Source organism: Actinomyces minihominis, assembly GCF_900187855.1.
GTDB lineage: Bacteria > Actinomycetota > Actinomycetes > Actinomycetales > Actinomycetaceae > Scrofimicrobium > Scrofimicrobium minihominis.
On the sequence record NZ_FYEG01000011.1, the window covers coordinates 1 to 16,408 of the forward strand.

At 58.2% G+C, this 16,408-nt stretch carries 15 protein-coding genes and 1 pseudogene; 10 read left to right on the plus strand and 6 right to left on the minus strand.

The genetic code is table 11. The annotated features are described in order from the left end of the window. The first annotated feature begins 41 nt into the window (after window positions 1-41). The 7 genes from CS903_RS08685 to CS903_RS08715 all read left to right on the plus strand — a co-directional run bounded on the left by CS903_RS08685 (window position 42) and on the right by CS903_RS08715 (window position 7,798). The gene (locus CS903_RS08685) at window positions 42-164 is read left to right on the plus strand and encodes a hypothetical protein (protein WP_503089913.1); all 123 of its coding nucleotides are present in this window, start codon (window positions 42-44) and stop codon (window positions 162-164) included. 548 nt (window positions 165-712) lie between these two features. Then, a complete protein-coding gene (locus tag CS903_RS08695) occupies window positions 713-901 on the plus strand; it encodes an AsnC family transcriptional regulator (protein WP_099333169.1) in 189 nt (62 codons plus the stop codon). A gap of 102 nt (window positions 902-1,003) precedes the next feature. After that, window positions 1,004-2,203 (plus strand): recombinase family protein, encoded by a 1,200-nt coding sequence (locus CS903_RS08700; RefSeq protein ID WP_207203803.1) that lies wholly within the window; start codon window positions 1,004-1,006, stop codon window positions 2,201-2,203. Further along, a complete protein-coding gene (locus CS903_RS08705) occupies window positions 2,196-3,755 on the plus strand; it encodes a recombinase family protein (protein WP_099333171.1) in 1,560 nt (519 codons plus the stop codon). Before CS903_RS08700 ends, CS903_RS08705 begins: the two co-directional genes overlap by 8 nt. Window positions 3,756-4,240: 485 nt before the next feature. Then, window positions 4,241-4,369 (plus strand): hypothetical protein, encoded by a 129-nt coding sequence (locus CS903_RS09635; RefSeq protein ID WP_277984885.1) that lies wholly within the window; start codon window positions 4,241-4,243, stop codon window positions 4,367-4,369. Between the two features lie 169 nt (window positions 4,370-4,538). Next, on the plus strand, window positions 4,539-6,443 hold the full coding sequence (locus CS903_RS08710; RefSeq protein WP_129587643.1) for a YcaO-like family protein: 1,905 nt from the start codon (window positions 4,539-4,541) through the stop codon (window positions 6,441-6,443). Window positions 6,444-6,493: 50 nt separating this feature from the next. Then, a complete protein-coding gene (locus CS903_RS08715; RefSeq protein WP_242491826.1) occupies window positions 6,494-7,798 on the plus strand; it encodes an MFS transporter in 1,305 nt (434 codons plus the stop codon). Between the two features lie 309 nt (window positions 7,799-8,107). On the opposite strand, the gene CS903_RS09325 is transcribed toward CS903_RS08715, so the two are convergent. From CS903_RS09325 to CS903_RS08740, 5 genes and pseudogenes are all read right to left on the minus strand, one after another. Beyond that, complete coding sequence (locus tag CS903_RS09325; RefSeq protein WP_129587644.1) at window positions 8,108-8,518, minus strand: hypothetical protein; 411 nt, start codon at window positions 8,516-8,518, stop codon at window positions 8,108-8,110. A 621-nt stretch (window positions 8,519-9,139) separates the two neighbouring features. Continuing rightward, window positions 9,140-9,247: pseudogene (locus CS903_RS09805) on the minus strand (transposase-like zinc-binding domain-containing protein); the annotation flags it as partial. 226 nt (window positions 9,248-9,473) lie between these two features. Beyond that, window positions 9,474-10,073, minus strand: coding sequence for a hypothetical protein (locus tag CS903_RS08730; RefSeq protein ID WP_129587645.1), 600 nt, complete (start codon window positions 10,071-10,073; stop codon window positions 9,474-9,476). Between the two features lie 65 nt (window positions 10,074-10,138). Further along, complete coding sequence (locus CS903_RS08735; protein WP_099333177.1) at window positions 10,139-10,873, minus strand: hypothetical protein; 735 nt, start codon at window positions 10,871-10,873, stop codon at window positions 10,139-10,141. Beyond that, entirely contained in the window at window positions 10,870-11,772 is a 903-nt protein-coding gene (locus tag CS903_RS08740) for an ABC transporter ATP-binding protein (RefSeq protein WP_164996723.1), read from the minus strand. The genes CS903_RS08735 and CS903_RS08740 overlap by 4 nt, the downstream gene beginning before the upstream one ends. A 115-nt stretch (window positions 11,773-11,887) precedes the next feature. Here CS903_RS08740 and CS903_RS08745 point away from each other — a divergent pair, with 115 nt between their 5' ends. Further along, complete coding sequence (locus CS903_RS08745) at window positions 11,888-12,127, plus strand: AbrB/MazE/SpoVT family DNA-binding domain-containing protein (RefSeq protein WP_099333179.1); 240 nt, start codon at window positions 11,888-11,890, stop codon at window positions 12,125-12,127. 264 nt (window positions 12,128-12,391) lie between these two features. Next, window positions 12,392-13,813, plus strand: coding sequence for a type I glutamate--ammonia ligase (gene glnA, locus CS903_RS08750; RefSeq protein WP_099333180.1), 1,422 nt, complete (start codon window positions 12,392-12,394; stop codon window positions 13,811-13,813). A 47-nt stretch (window positions 13,814-13,860) separates the two neighbouring features. Here glnA and CS903_RS08755 read toward each other — a convergent pair whose 3' ends face one another. After that, the gene (locus CS903_RS08755) at window positions 13,861-14,346 is read right to left on the minus strand and encodes a TM2 domain-containing protein (protein ID WP_099333181.1); all 486 of its coding nucleotides are present in this window, start codon (window positions 14,344-14,346) and stop codon (window positions 13,861-13,863) included. 314 nt (window positions 14,347-14,660) lie between these two features. Between CS903_RS08755 and CS903_RS08760 the strand changes: the two genes are divergently transcribed. After that, the gene (locus CS903_RS08760) at window positions 14,661-16,262 is read left to right on the plus strand and encodes a cell wall-binding repeat-containing protein (protein ID WP_099333182.1); all 1,602 of its coding nucleotides are present in this window, start codon (window positions 14,661-14,663) and stop codon (window positions 16,260-16,262) included. Window positions 16,263-16,408: the final 146 nt, after the last annotated feature.

Consider the following 16,408-nt stretch of genomic DNA (forward strand, 5'->3'; position numbering starts at 1 on the left):
CGGCCAGTAAGCCCGCTGCGAGTAAGCCTGCGGCGGTCAACATTGAAGCCCTCGCGAACGCCGTGATCCGCGGGGACTACGGCAACGGCGAAGAGCGCAAACGCCGCCTCGGCGCCAACTACGCCGCCGTACAAGCCAGGGTCAACCAGAAACTCGGCTACTAACAACAGCCACTTCTAACCGCCCCACCTGTACGTCTTCTTCTCCGGAAGCGCGTGCAGGTGGGGCGCTTTTTGCGTTTAAGACCCGGGTTTTCGGCGTGGGGTTATATTTCGGGCCTTCTCGGAGCCCTCCAAGTAAGGGAACTTTCGAGAAGGGAGCCAGTCATGGACGCTTTGGTTCGTGAGCGCGTCGTGGAGCTGCGCCGCAGAGGACACACCTACGGAGAAATCAGCGAAACCACAGGCGTGCCCCGAAATACGGCGAAATCAATCTGCCGTAGAACACCCACCGACACCGCCCGGGTGGAGGGCGTGTGCGAACAATGCAAAACCAACCTGCCAGACGGGGAGCAAGCGCGCAGATTCTGCTCGGCTAAATGTCGCCTCGACTGGTGGCATCAGCACCCAGAGCGCCTCAACCGAAAAGCCCTGTACTCCTTCACCTGCGCCCACTGCGGGACCGAGTTCATGGCGTACGGGAACCGGAAGCGTAAATACTGCACCCACGCCTGCTACGTCCAGGCTCGTTTCGGCACCAAAGGCGGCAGACGGTGACCCCAGAGCGTTTTGACGCCGAGGTGCGCCTATTTCAGGCCATCGCGTTCGTTGACACACTGCTCGAGCGAGGCATCCTAACCACCACCGAAGCGGATACAGCCCGTGCTCGGCTCGCCCGACAAAATCGCTCCCTGGTGGGGTCTTTGTTGCTGCAGGTCCGACTTGATAACCGGGGAGTTTAGAGCGTGTATGGACACAACAAAGAGGTCGAGCAGGGGAGGGGAGCACCCTTGAGAACACTAGAAGTAATCCCGGCCAAACCGGCCCCACCAAAAAGACTAAAAGTGGCCGCTTACGCCCGGGTCTCCAGCGATGTCGGGCGGCTGCCCGCGTCCTTTGCCGCGCAGGTTTCTTACTACTCTCGCCTCATCCAAGGAAACCCGACCTGGGAATATGTGGGCGTCTACTCAGATGAAGGAATCACCGGCACCAGCACCCGCAAACGCGACGGGTTCAACCACCTCATGGACGCCGCCCGCGCAGGCGAAGTAGACCTGATTTTGACGAAGAGCATCTCCCGGTTTGCCCGCAACACCGTGGACCTGCTGGCAGCCGTGCGCGAACTAACCAGCCTGGGGGTGCCGGTGCGGTTTGAGCGCGAAAACATCGACACCTCCACCGCTGACGGAGAACTCTTGCTCACCCTGCTGGCCTCGTTCGCTCAGGCTGAGTCGGAGCAGATCAGCCAGAACACCAAGTGGGGAATCACCAGAGGATTCCAGGCGGGCAAACCCACACCCTGCCAAATCTACGGATACCGGTACGTCGGCGGCACCCTAGAGATCATCGAAGAAGAAGCCGCCGTGGTTCGCAGACTCTTCCACGACTACCTAGCGGGCATCACCCCCGAGGCCACAGCCGAAGCGTTGAACCGTGAAGGCGTGAAACCGCGGCGCGGGAAGAAATTCCTAGGCAAGAACCTGCGCAGACTCCTCGAAAACGAGCGCTACACGGGCCGCGTTCTAGCGCAGAAGTGTTACCGCACCCGCATCGCCGACAACGCTTCGACGACAGTGAACCGCGGGGAGCTGCCCAGGTACCTGATCGAAGATGCGCACCCGGCAATCATTGATGACGACACTTTCGAGGCCGTGCAAAAAGAACTGGCGAGAAGGCGGCAGGTGGGACTGGCGCGCAGTCCCGGAGGATACAGCGCTCTGACCTCAAAAGTGGTCTGCACCGAGTGCTCGCGCCACTTCCACCGGCGCACCCGAACCACCCGAGCCGGGGCGAAGCGGGTCTTCTGGTGGTGCTGGACCGCGACACAAGGAACCGGGAACCCCTGTGGCTCGCCCCAAGTTGGCGAACAGGCCCTCAAAGACGCGTGCGTGAAAGCGCTCGGCCTGGACGAGTGGGACCCAGAAGCCGTTTTGACCCGAATCGAAAACATCACCGTCGCGCCCGGCGGGAGGGTCCGCGCCAACCTACACAACGGCGAAACCAAAGGATTCGTCTACGCCAAAGGAGTGATAAGCGATGTCTAAAGTCACCACCATCCCCGCGAGTCGGCCAATGCACGCAAACCGACCGGCCACGCAGCAAACCACCAGGCGGGTCGCGGGATACGCGCGCGTTTCAACCGACATGGAAGAACAATCCGGGTCTTACGCCGCCCAAGTCTCCTACTACACCGACTACATCCAAAACCACGCAGACTGGGAACTCGCAGGCATCTACACCGACGAAGGAATCAGCGGCACCTCCACCGCCAAACGCGGCGGGTTTCGCTCCATGGTCCAAGACGCCCTCGCAGGCAAGATCGACTTGATAGTCACCAAAAGCGTGTCCCGTTTCGCCCGTAACACCGTCGATTCCCTCACCACGGTACGAAACCTCAAAGACGCCGGTGTCGAGGTGTTCTTCGAGAAAGAGAACATTTGGACTTTTGACTCCAAGGGCGAGCTGCTCATCACCATCATGTCCAGCCTCGCCCAAGAAGAATCGCGGTCTATCTCCGAGAACGTCACCTGGGGGCACCGGCGAGCCTTCGCTAATGGGCGGGTCATGGTTCCCTACTCATCCCTGCTCGGGTATAAGAAAGGTGAAGACGGCGGACTCGCCATTGATGAGAGCCAAGCCAAGGTTGTGCGCCGCATTTACTCGGGCTACCTGAGCGGTCACGCGCCCGCGAGAATCGCCCGTGAACTCACAGCAGAGGGCATCCCAACGCCCAGGGGTAAAACCAAGTGGACGGCTACCACCATCCGTTCCATCCTCAAAAACGAAAAATACAAAGGCGACGCGCTCTTGCAAAAGAGCCTCACCGTTGATTTCCTGACCAAGAAAACCAAGGTCAACGAAGGTGAAGTGCCCCAGTACTACGTGACTGGCAACCACGAAGCGATCATCGACCCTGCCGTGTGGGAACAAGTCCAGCGTGAGACCGAGCGACGCAAGAACCCCAGTGTGCGCAGCAGCCACCCCTTCGCGGCCAAGATTCGCTGCGGAGGGTGCGGAGGGTGGTTCGGGCGGAAAACCTGGCATTCCACATCGAAGTACGCCCGCCACATCTGGCGATGCAACAACAAATACGAAGGAGACAAAACCGGTTGCACCACGCCCCACGTCACCGAAACCCAGGTCGAGGAAGCCTTCGTGGCGGCCCTCGCGGAACGCCTAGATAGGGAGACTGTTGGGGGAGAAGTCTTGGCGTTCCTGGATGCCACTGTCTTCAACACCAGCAAGAACCGCGCCAAACTCGCCAAGCTTGAGGAAGAAGTTGAAGGGCTCGTCGCCAGGATCAACGGGCTGGTCTCCGCTGGAGCAAGTAAAGCCCTCAACCCAGACCAGTACGAAGCTGACTACCGGGCCCTCGAAATGAAATACCTCGCGGCCGATAAGAAGCGGAATGACGTGGCCGAGGCAATCGCCGACCTGGAACACCGAAGCCGAGGGGCCCACCAAGTCCACGACTACCTACAAACCCAGCCACCCCTGACCTACACGCCGGAAGCCTGGACCACCCTCGTCGCCGAGGCCGAGGTCAGCGCTGACGGCACGATCAGTGTTCGCTTTGCGGACGAAGTTCGAGGCTGAGTGCCAGGGGTCCGGGGAGTTGGCGGTATCTTGACGAATTCCAGGACCTGTTTGGCCTTCCCGAAAGGCTTCTCCAAGGTGACGGAAATGCGAATGCTCGCGTGGTTCACTGGCACTGAGGCCTTGGAGGGTTTCACGTGCTCGGCAGAAGACGCACAAGCGCAGGTGAGGTAGCCGTGGGTTCTCCGTTCGCGCTGTGGCCTAGCGAGGTCTCCGGGCCGCGCGAGAAGAACCGCGGATTCCGGCTGTGCGCGGGCTCTAGGTGGCTGCCGACAGAGGTTGACTGGACGATGGCCCTGGACCGGGACCGATCGGGCCGGCATCATTCATTCACGTTGCGATCGCCCTGCCCGCGTCGAAACAACCGCAACGAGCGCTGCCGGTGGCATCGAGGTGCTCACGCCTGACAACTTGCAGGTCTGCGCCCAGCTGGGACTTCCGGTATCTTTAGAAGGAAGCTAGTCCAAGCTACCGAAGGAACAGCAATGCAACCAAAAGTCATCGTGCCCGACGTCGACCTAGATAACGAGTTTCTCGAAGTCGAGTTAGAGCCCCGTTCAGAGAACATCCTTGCGCCGAACGGCAACCACCACCCTTCGGTGGATCCCACCTAGATCGGAGGACTAGGTGGCTGTCACTCAGCTCTGGGAGGTGGGTGGGCTCATCAAAGCTGTAAAAAGTGATGATGGGCGCCTTTTTGTCCCGAGGCGTCATGTTGCCGTTCCGCCTAACTTCGCCCTGAGTCGGCCTCTACCGTCTGTTGGGACGGGCGAGGCGGGTGGGTTGGCAACTGAGAATAGCGAGGGTTTGACCGTCGTTCTTGACTCGGACCCTGAAATTCAACCCGAAGAGCTAATCCGTCAGCTCGACGTGCTTAGGGGCTCTAGCCTCGTCGTCCTCACCGCATCCACATCCATCGATAGGAAGCGCGTCCTAGAGGATGAGGCATTGGCGGCAGGCCTTCAATTCCGACTGGTTGAGATCTCCTATCCCGTGGTGACCATCGGCCCGAGGAGCGACAGTGAAACCGGGCCTCTCGTGCCGCACCTCTTTGCGCGCAGAAAGTCCAATTTTCCGGATCCCGCCCTGTTTGACCTGGTGGGCGAGGAGGCCACTTATAATGCCGAGTGGGATCTGGTGGCCGACGTAGTCCAGATAATCATATCGAGTGGTGCTCTGGATGACTCAGCCAGCCGAGAGTCCTGCGATTATCGCATCACCGAATTGAACCTCCAGTCGGGTGAACGCATGTCCTCAGTTTTGCTTCCTCTTTGGTCCAACGAAGTGCTCACTGGCCTGGCAAGCGAGGTTGATTACAAAAGCCCCGAGGCGCGCCATCCTAAACACGGCATCATCCGAAAGCTGCGGAGGATCCATATGGGGTCCACGCTCCCAGCGGACCTGGTAACGGTGCAGGCCGATGTGGCTGACCTCCGTCATGTGTCCCCTTGGGCGAACAACACGGTTTGTCAGGGGAGCACGTTCGGCGATGTGCAGGGAGCGGAACTGGCGGCCATCGGAGAAGCCTATGAACGCTACTGTGCGAACATAGTGGAGGGAAAAGAACTCGTGGTCGGTTCCCGGAGGGATCTGGGATCTCGCGGGCTTACGTTGGTCAACCCTAAGGACTTGATCCTTTTTTCTGAACGCCAACTGTCAGATCAAGGCTTTCCGTTCTGCGATTTTGATGACGACACGGTAACAACTTGGGTAGAGGGCCGCAGTGTCTACGACGGAGAGTCGATCTACGTTCCATTGACAATGGTGTACGTCAACCATAGACGGCTGGGGAGAGTCGGGGACTATCCCCTCCCGCCCATCAACGCCCCGGCGTACACCGGGATCTCATCCGGACCCACCACGGAGTTCGCTCTCATGAACGCCATCCAAGAGGTGTTCGAGCGGCACGCGACAATGTGTTGGTGGCACAACGTGCCGTTTGCGCGCGGACTTGACCCTGAGTTTTCGGACCGTGTGCTCGAGGTTGTCGGGGAGCTTAACGACAAAGGCAACATCGTTTCCATCTTGGATATCCCTAATCGCTTCGGTGTTCCTATCGTTGCGGCAACGATACGAAACTTCAGCCGAGGGACGACCAACACAGGGTTTGCGTGCAGGCTCGATACGGAGGCCGCTGCGCTAAAAGCGCTCACCGAGGCGTGCACGCTACAGGCAGGTAGCTTTGATCTTCTTGACCCGGAGGGCGAACTCTTTAGGGCGATCACCAGAGGGGAGCTGTGGGAAGGCGTGGCCAAGCCCTGGAGAGAGGATAGGGCGTACTTGGAAGACTACTCTGGGAACTTCCATGACTTGCGGGATCTGATGCTTCAGCAGCAAGCTAACCTGGACCCTCGATCCCCAGCGTTCACGGATCCCTGGCTGTTCCCACAAGCGCTGCAGGCTAAGCGACCGCTCTACCCGAGTAGGCCCGAGTCTCTTGAGACCTACCTGGAAGTTCTGCGAAAGCTCGGCCTGGAGCCGATAGTAGTTGACGTTACGAGTGCTGATGTGCGAGCTCTGGGGGTGGAGGTGCTGAGAGTCTTGGTCCCCGGCCTGGTTCCCAACTTTGCCGTGGGGGACATGCACCTTGGCGGTGGAGTTATCCAGCGTGAACCCGTAGTACTCGGATTGGCCGAAGCGCCGACCAATGTGGACTCGCTGAACTACTTCCCACTGCCGCACTGCTAGCCATGTCTGAGCTTTCATCTGGTCGTCAGTTAGTGCTTGCAGTTGCGTTGGTGACCACTGAATTGATCGCGGGGATGCAGAGCTACCTGACTCAGCTGATCCTGCCGATCATGGCGGCAGACCTGGATGCTCAGAGCTTCTATGGGCTGATTATTGGCTCTGGAGCTATCGCCCAGTTCATTGCTTTGCCGATCGGCGCGAACCTGATCTCTCGGTTCCGGCTCCCGCCGCTGCTAATGGTCCTCACGCTCGGGGTCACTGCCGGGGCGATCATCTCCGCCGTCAGTCCCAACGTGTGGGCCTATCTCCTGGGTCAGGTCATTAGATCCTTCGCTGGCGGCGCCATGGCGACGGCAACGATCGGAGCGGTGGCCCTTGGACTTGAGGGCCGGGCACGCCGCCTTACTTTGGCCTTCTCGTCGGCCAGCTGGGTCATCGCCTCAATCGTGGGGCCAACCTACGCGGCGTGGGTGACGCACCTGCTGTCGTGGCGTTGGTCCATGCTGATCTACCTTCCGTTGCTAGTCCTGGCCAGATGGATCATCGCGATGAACCTGAAGACGAGGACGAAGTCCCGGCCCTCTCCGCTGGATTTACGCGGCGCTGTGATGCTGGGATCCGGCCTGGCCCTCACCATCGCCCCGGTGACTGGGGTGCTCCGAATCGTATTGGTGCTTGCCGGGGTAGCCGTGTTGATCGCCGGTGCCGTCAAAGTGCTTCCGCCCGGGACTTTTACCAACTCCTCCCCTCGTTATGCGGCGATTGCGGTCATGTTTTTCCTCACCGGCACATACTTTGCGGCGAACGAGGTCATCACGCTCACCCACCACGACGTCTACGCGGCCGGCGCTCAGGCTCTTGGAGTGGTCGTTCTGTGCGGCGGACTCGCTTGGGCGCTGATCGGCTTACTGACGGGCGTCCGGCCGGCCAAGGGATTTCGTGCCTACGCGAACCGAGCGACCGTCGGCACGCTTACGATGGCTGGGTCGTTCGCGCTCATCGCGGTGAGCATCGCGATCGGGATGCCGTGGCCCGCGATCATAGTGCTCTCGGTGCTGTGGACCGTTGCCAGCGTTGGGATGGGGATGACCTACCTGGACACCTTGAACACACTGTTCGAGGAGCCGCACGAACCAGACGGCCTAACTCTGGAGCAGGTCGCCGCAGCGTCGGTCATTGCCGAGGCAGTAGCCAGCTCCATCTTCGTGACGCTTGCGACCGTGGTCATTGGCGGGTTGTACGAGGGCAGCGGCCAAACAGCTGCACCCGCACCCTACGTTATCGTGTGGGTTGTCCTAGCGGTCCTTGCTCTAGTGCCCGGGGTCTATCTTTACCGTGCTAGAGCGAACGCCTGAGTCCTTCAACAGCTCTTCCAGGGTTCAACGACATGCTGCTTAGAGCAGCGTAAAAAACTTCGGAAGGCTGTTGCCGCCGAGATGGGGGCACATCGGATAATCGGGGCGAGGATCCGAAATCTGCCTTCCCGCTACGAGGTGGCGAGTGCCAGATTTCGGCCCGCATCTCGAGTTCTGTCGATATCTATCTGGCCCAGCGCCGCCCAGAAACCCAGTTTGACGCACCCGCCTGATTTTTGACCCACCTGGCGTGAACCTTTTGACGTTGGCCCTAACGTCGATTTGTATCCAATTGGGTCACTAAACAACTCAATGTTCGATGTTCAAACTTGCGACGTCCGCAGGTTTGACATCCTCCCCTGCACTCAGCCTGACCTCGTAGGTCAGTGCTACGGCGTGGAGGTTCGGATCGAGAAGTGAATCGAAGGGTTCACCGGGTTCGCCTTCCACCGTGTCGACGTTCTCGACTTCGTAAACATGGATGCGTTCGAAGAACGCCTGGTTGCAGATGCGTCTGAGCGAGTCGTCAATGCTCATGTAGATCGCGTGCATGTCACCGGCCAAGGCGAGACAGTCTTCGAGGTGCGCTTTGGCTTGGTCGTACTCGATCTGGCCGGCGTCGATCTGCGCGTCGAGGAACGTGAGCCGTCTGGCGATGCTGTCCTGTTCTTCCTTGAGGAGATCGAGCGGGACGGCTCCGGCGTGGTGTGCGTGCAGCAAGCTCCGGCGTTCGTCACGAAGCTTGTCGCGGTCAGCGGCGAGTGTGTGCCGTTCGGCTTTGTTGGGATAGCGGCCAGAATTGGTGTCTAAACTCTGGGTTTGGGCGTGTCACGTGTCGTGGGTTATTGGGTTCGTCCGGCCCAGCCTTTTCTGGGTCAGAGTCCTTTTTCGGTGTTGGGGTGGGTTTACCCGTGGTTTGCCAGTTTTTGAGGATCTGTCTCGGGGTGGCGGGGTCTTGGGTGTAGGAGTGGAGGACTCATTCGATGGCGCAGGTGAGGTGGTTTTCGGGTAGTCCGGGGTGGGCTTTGATGACTTGCTTGACCTGGTTGTTGATTGATTCCACTGCCATCCCAGGATTAGGCCGGTACTTGATCGAGTGATGAGTAGACACCACCCGTAAGCCAGGTAGGTGCCATCAATGAAGATCTGGTCATGGATTTTTCCTGTTACTGGTGGGGTAGGAACAGGAATGTTCCAACACCAAGAGATGCGTCTGCGTAGGCTTCGGCCTGTGGTGGTGGCATCGAAGTGTTTTTGTGTCTGTTTCCCACTGATCCAGGTTAGGAATCGTGCAAAGGTAGCGAGTTCCTTCTGGTCTTGTCGGCGGCGTGTGGCACTGGCATTGCAGTTAGTACACCGCCAACGAACCTTGCCGTTACGGGTCCCGTTACGTTTGAGCTCTGGCTCGCCGCAGGCCGGACACTTCTTGGTTGATGCAGGTCTTCCCATGTTTCAAGACCAGCAATACCGGGCCTAGCACACAAATCCGTGAATCCGGGGATCTAGAGGTCTTTACCAAACCGTAAGGTTTGAGAGCATAACCATCACGACTTTCCCACACCACCGCAACGAAAGATCAATAGTTTAGACACCGCTAATGGCCGCATACCCGATTCTGAGTTGTTCACGGTGGTAGTGGGTACCAGTCGGGTTCTTTACCCGGTTGAAGGGCCGGTCAATTCCTGAGTTGTGCTGGCAATGCAGTCAGTGTTGCCACCGCCAGGAGGGCCATTGTCAGGGATACGGCCCAGACTATTGCGAGGGGCCCAACGGATGTGGTCGGCATTTCAGCAAGCATAGACAAGACCAGCAGGGTGGCTCCGAGAAGCATGGTTGTGATCCAGGGGACGACAAGCGCCATGTTGGCTCCGCGCCACAGTGCCATTCCAATTGTCACGGTGGTGCAGGAGATTGCTGTGAGAGGTGCGGCTATGAGTGCGGTGAGGATGAACGGAACACAGATGTGAGTGTAGACCCCGGAGATCATGATTGTGCCAACCATCAGAACAAGGGTGGGGAGTGCAGCAATAAGGATGAGGGCTGCTGATATTCCTAGGACTACTGCGCTTGTTGATACGGCGGATGCTCTGAGAGTTAGTGTCGTGCCTGAAGCCATGTCACGGGTTAGTGGCCCGCTGACATAGGACATCAGAAGGAACAGTGTCACGATCAGTGGGGCCAGCAGAACAATGATTGTGGCGCTGTCTTCGGTTGCCCACAGGCGGGCGGTGCCTGAGGCTATCAAAACAAGAATGCTGACAAGTCCGAAGGACACCAGCATTCCTGATGAACCTAGACATTCTCGTAGTGTTACTCGTGTGACTACTGATACCGCACGTTTCATCGACATGCCAAAGTCACTTTCTCTTTGGTTACCAAGATTCCTAGAACTGCTGCGGCGACGACTGTCGCCCCAGCTAGGATTCCCAGCCACGTCATCAGCCATTTGGGGCTGATACCCGCAGCTCCCAGCCGTGCAACCAGCACGATGGCTCCGATGTAGATGCCGTTGGCGGCTGCCGAACCCGCCACTGCGTTACTGGTAAGCCCGATCGCGTTGATGATCGCCGCAGTGCCTGCCAGGAACACCGGCAGGATGAGAAAAGTGGACCAGTAGTACTCGCTTGGGACTGAGCTCATCGAATAGTTCTGTGCCCAAGCGGTCCGCATCAACGAAACGGCTGAGAAGGCTGCTAAAACGGAGACTACCCAGGCAATCGCCCAGAGGGAAGCAGATCGTGCAATCCAAGTTCCCTTCGCGCCCAGGGGAGAGGCAACCTGAACAAGAAGACGTCCTGTCGTTTGCTCACGAGTCAGGGGAGATCCGAAAAGGATGGTGAATGCGAGGCCACCTGCAATCAGTCCCGCTGTAGTCCCGGTTGTCCCCAGGATGACACCGATGATTGGGCTCTGTGGATCATGAGCGGCCAACGGTTTGAGCCCCAGGCTTCCTGTCATCACTACTGTCAGTGCTATCACCAAGACGGTGATCGCTCCGTAGAGAAACACGAGGCTGTAGGTGCGAAGCGTCGAGACCGTGTTGCGCACCGCGGCAGCCCAGAGAACCCGGATCATGCTGGTGAGTCCGCACTCTTGACGGCTGCTGCAAAGACTTGCTCTAGCCGGGCACTGTTGGAAGTGAAACTTGTGAGTTCCACTCCGCGCGCTGCTAAAGCCGCCACTGCTTCTGACACCGTGGTGTTGGGGTCAAGAGTGAAGCAGAGCTGCGATCCTTGGATCGTCTCGATGGTCAATCCGTCGATGCTGCTCAGAGTCTCTGCCGCCCCCTCATCAAACGGTTTCTGAGTCGTGGCACTGATCGTCTCGGGTCCTGTCGTTGCGGATATTTCACTCATAGTGCCCTGGAGCAGTATTTTTCCCTGCCCGATGAGGGCGATGCGATTACACAGTCGTTGGACTTCGTCCAGGTTGTGCGAGCTAATCATTACGGTCTTGCCGTGGTCTTGTACCAGCTGTGTAATTAGATCGTGAATCTGGATTTGCGATACGGGGTCGACTCCTGAGGTCGGCTCATCCATGATCAACACCTGAGGATCATGAGCAACGGCGCGGGCGATAGCCACTTTTTGACGCATTCCCCTGGAGAAGGTTCTGACTTTGTCGTTGGCCCTATCTGCCAAACCGACATGGTTGAGCACCCGGGTAACAATGGTCGGGTCCGGGGGACGGTTGTAAAGCTCTAAATAGTACGCAATGTTCGCGGCTGCAGTGAGATCATCAAACAGACCATCCTGGTCAAACACGACTCCGGTTTTCGCCCGAGCAGCGGCAGAACCAGCAGGATCACCAAGGATTGAAACAGTCCCGCCTGTAGTTCGATACAGCCCCAGAACTGTCCGGATGGTCGTGGTTTTTCCCGCACCATTCGGGCCGATGAACCCAAAAATGTCACCCTGGTTCACCTGGAACGACACATTATGAAGGATCTCCTTGCCTCCCAATGCGCACTGCACATGATCTACTAAGATGGCCGCGATGGGGCTAACAACCCCACTAATCTTACTTGTATCCTCAGGCATACTTTTCATACTTTTATAGTAGCGCAGCTCCAATTTCAGAAAGACTCAAATGGCCAAACGCCCAAAAGGGAAGTACGCATGGACCGCAAAGATCGGCGAGAAAGGCCAGCTGGTCATTCCTAAAGAAGCCAGAGATATCTTCGGGATTGAGCCCGGGGACAGTGTTCTCATCCTCGGTGACATCAAGAGGGGACTGGCGATTGTCAATAGTGAGCGACTGCTCAAGATCGCGGACACCGTTTTCGACACAAAACCAATAGACCCGCCAGATGCAACGACCGATCGTTGAGTGCCAGGACGTCCTCGACCCCGAAGGAAGCCCAGCACAGATACAAGGCACAGTGGGGCTAGTGCGAAGACGCAGTGGTGAAGATCCGGATTAGAATACTCCGCTCATGAACTGCCAGAGGTTTTCTGGACGCTTCAAACATGATCCAGGTGTGTAGTAAATATACTTTTGCGATGCACGACCTCGATTCTCGATCTACAGATCAGAGCAGGTGGTAGCAGGGCCCACTGCGACAGGCGGGGGAACCGGCGAGAGGACCATGACATGGTGCACGGATCAGAAGAGCTGTTGGCAAAGATTAGCGAGCAGGAAGTGCAGAACGTCGATGTTAGATTCTGCGACCTCCCAGGAGTGATGCAGCACTTTACAATTCCCGCTTCATCATTTGGGCCGGAGGTGTTCACGGAAGGCGTCAACTTCGACGGATCCTCCATTACCGGGTTTCAAAAGATCCACGAGTCTGACATGACTTTGATTCCCGATCCCGCCACCGCCTACGTTGACCCGTTCCGTCAGGCAAAGGCGCTCAACGTTGCCTGCTTCGTCTTCGATCCTGCAACGGGGGAGCACTACTCCCGGGACCCGCGGGTGGTGGCATTTCGAGCAGAGCAGTACCTGCGGGACTCGGGCATTGCTGACACTGCCTACTTCGCGCCGGAAGCCGAGTTCTACATCTTCGACGACGTTCGCTACGAGTCCAAGCCCAACTCTGCATTCTTCCACCTGGATTCGGCCGGCGCAGAATGGAACAAGGGGCGCAAAGAAGAGGGCGGAAACCTGGGGTACAAGACGCGCCACAAGGGGGGATACTTCCCGGTTGCTCCCACAGACCACTACGACGACCTGCGGGATGAGATCGTCCTCCGTATGGAAGAGGTGGGACTTCGGGTGGAACGGGCCCACCACGAGGTCGGATCTGCGGGTCAGAGCGAAATCAACTGGCGCTTCAACTCCCTCCTGAAGGCAGCCGATGACCTGATGACCTTCAAGTACCTGGTGAAAAACACGGCGTGGAAGGCTGGGAAAAGCGCGACGTTCATGCCCAAACCCCTCTACGGAGAAAATGGTTCTGGCATGCACGTCCACCAGTCACTGTGGAAGGACGGGAAGCCCCTGTTCTTCGCCGAGGACGGCTACGCCAACCTTTCCGATACCGCGCGCTGGTACATAGGTGGAATTCTCAAGCATGCTCCGTCGCTGCTGGCATTCACCAATCCCACGGTGAACTCTTACCACCGTCTCGTGCCCGGGTTTGAAGCACCAACCTCACTGGTCTACTCTGAGGGAAACCGTTCTGCTGCAATCCGTATCCCCGTCACGGGGATGAACCCAAACCTGAAGCGCATTGAGTTCCGTTGCCCGGACGGTTCAGGCAATCCCTACCTGGCGTTCTCAGCCATGTTGCTCGCGGGTATCGATGGTGTGCAGAACCAGATCGAACCACCGGAACCTATGGATCGGGACCTCTACCACCTGAGCCACAAGTGGCAGTCAAGGGTCGCGCAGGTTCCAACGCGCCTGGGGACCGCTCTAGACGCACTCGAAGAGGACTATGAGTACCTTGTGGATGGAGGGGTCTTCACACCCGACCTACTCTCGATGTGGGTCGGTCTGAAAAGAGACGAAATCCGCGCCATCAGCAGTCGCCCCCACCCGATGGAGTTTGACCTCTACTACGGGATCTAGGGGGTTCATGTTGACGGCGCGGGGGGGTTGAAGAGGGAGGCTGCCGACTAGAACCCGGTCTGACCGACCGGGCGCATCGGGCGACCCAACGCGTCGAGATCCCACTTAGCTCCTACCTCGGACGCCAGAATCAGGATCCCTTCGACGAGGCCCCAGATTCCTGACACCCAGGAGAGAATGCCAAACGAGAGGATCGTGATTAGAAGTTGGGCAACGCCCTTGCCGGTGTAGCCAAGGTAGAAGTTGTGTACCCCGAGAGCGCCAAGCAGGATGCCAAACAAACCGGCAGCCAGCTTGTTCTTGCTGCTCCAGGGCACTTCCTCAACTGTGAACTGCTCAAAGGTAGGGGTTGCGTAGGGCTGCCCGTAACCGCCAGAGGTCGGATAGGTCTGGGCGTAGGGGTTGCTCTCGGACGGAACAGACTGCTCGTACGGAGCATTCTGTGGAGTCGCTTCAGGGGTGAAGTAGATGTTCTCTTTCGCAACGGTCTGCTGAACGGCGGGGGACTGGTCTCGGTTCTTGTCTTCGCTCATCGAAGTTCTCTCTACTGGTGACACGCTTCAGGTTGATATGGGGCAATGCTAATCCGGGGAAGATAGTGATGGATATGGGGGAGGTCCCTGAATCCTCCCCCAAAGAAGTTGTAAAGAAGCCTTAATGGTTAAGTTAAGGCTTTGAAAACGATATGCATATCGCGTGTCAAGGTTCGGTGTTGGCCTGAGCAATGCCTTACAAAAGCAAGCGTAGAGTGGCGCCCTACGTGTTAACTTGGTGGCTGGTGATGACGTAGTTCGACCCCTAGGGGTTGGGTCATCCCTGGAAATGTCGTCAACAGTCAGGAAAATGGGTGCTTCGCAAGAATGGCAACCATCTGGTTAAATCTGCCGCGATTGCCTCGGCCGGCCTTCTCTCACTAGTCGCCTCCATGGCGATAGCAGGACAGGCCGTAGCGGTCCCCACCGAGGGATATCCCGAAGGATCCGCGGAGCAGACGGAACTTGAAAACGGGATCGCCCCCCTCGAAGAGCCAACAGACATCCCGCAGAATCTTCCTCAGTCGGTCGAAGATTCCGAGGAACCACTCGAGGTCTTGAAGTCAAGGGCCGTCGATCAAACGTCAACCGATAATACGGCGTCGGCTCCGGCCTCCCCCTGCGAGATTCCCCAGGCTAACTTCACCGGAACGATCCCCAGCTCCGTGTACCGAATCTCAGGGGCCACGCGCTATGAGACTTCCGCAAAGGTGGCCCAGACAGTCGCTGCAGTACCAACGGGCGCCTCAAGTGCTGTCTTTATTGCGTCGGGAACCAACTTCTCGGACGGTCTCTCCCTCGGGGCTCTAGCTGGTCATGCTGGTTGGCCTCTTCTACTTACGGCCCCGGGTTCTCTGAGCCCAGAAACCCGACGCGTTATTGAGGAGACCGCGCCAACGCACGTTTACATTGCGGGTGGGACAGCGGCGGTTTCACAGTCGGTTGAGTCAGCGGCTGTTGCCGCCACGGGGCGCAGCGCTGAAGAGGTTACGGTGGTCCGGTTTGCCGGTGGCAGTCGCTACGAGACCTCCGCCGCGATCGCGGAGTGCTTTGAACCCGGCTCCCCAGTCTTCCTCACCACGGGTGCGGACTTCGCAGATGGAGTGGTCGCCGGAGCCCCAGCGGTTAAGTCTGGAGGCCCCGTCATTCTCACCCAGCGAAACGTGCTCGGAACTGAAGCTGAACAGGCAATCACGCGGCTGAAGCCGACCAGTGTCAGCATCATTGGTGGGACCTGGCCAGCTGCGCAACTGACGAAGATCAAAGCAGCATCCTCGACCGATGCGGTGACGGTCTATGCGGGGGCGAACCGCTATGCAACAAGCGCGAAGGTCGCGAATGCGTTCTACGGCACCGGTTCGAAGCCCCTCACGTTTACCGTCGGGACTTCATTCCCAGATGCGCTGGCCGGGGTTTCAGCTGCAACGGTTGTGGAGTCACCCATTGTCTTGACCAGGTCTGACTGCAGGCCGAAGGATATCGAAGCGGTCTCGAAGCAGGCCACCAACAAGGTCATCCTCGGTGGTACCGCGGCGGTGAGCGATGCTGCGCACACCTCGACATGCCAGCCTCCCAAACCAACCGTTCCTACCAAGACCTTGCTCTCTGTGGCTCAGAAGCAGGTCGGGAAGTCCTACGTCCTCGGCGCAACAGGTCCGAACAGCTTCGATTGCTCCGGACTGACGCAGTACGTCTACAGGGAGATGGGCGTGAACATCCCGCGTAACTCCTACCAGCAGCTGAGCCAGGGACGCAGGGTGTCCAATCCTGCTCCGGGTGACATCGTTGTTCTGGGTGGGGGATCGCACGTGGGAATCTACGTCTCCCCGGGGGTAATGATCGACGCGGGTAACCCTAGGGTCGGCGTCTCGCAACGCGCAATCTATGCGACGCCTTCGGCCTACATTAGGTTCTGATAGTCACTACTTTTCAGTGGGCCCCTTACGCCGTGACAGCAGTGTCATAAAGGTGTAGCGGGCCTTCTTTGATCCACGTCACAAAGCATGTTTCGTTTCGGTTACAGATTGTGTGACCTTCTGCTCCGAACCTGAAATTGCGTTCG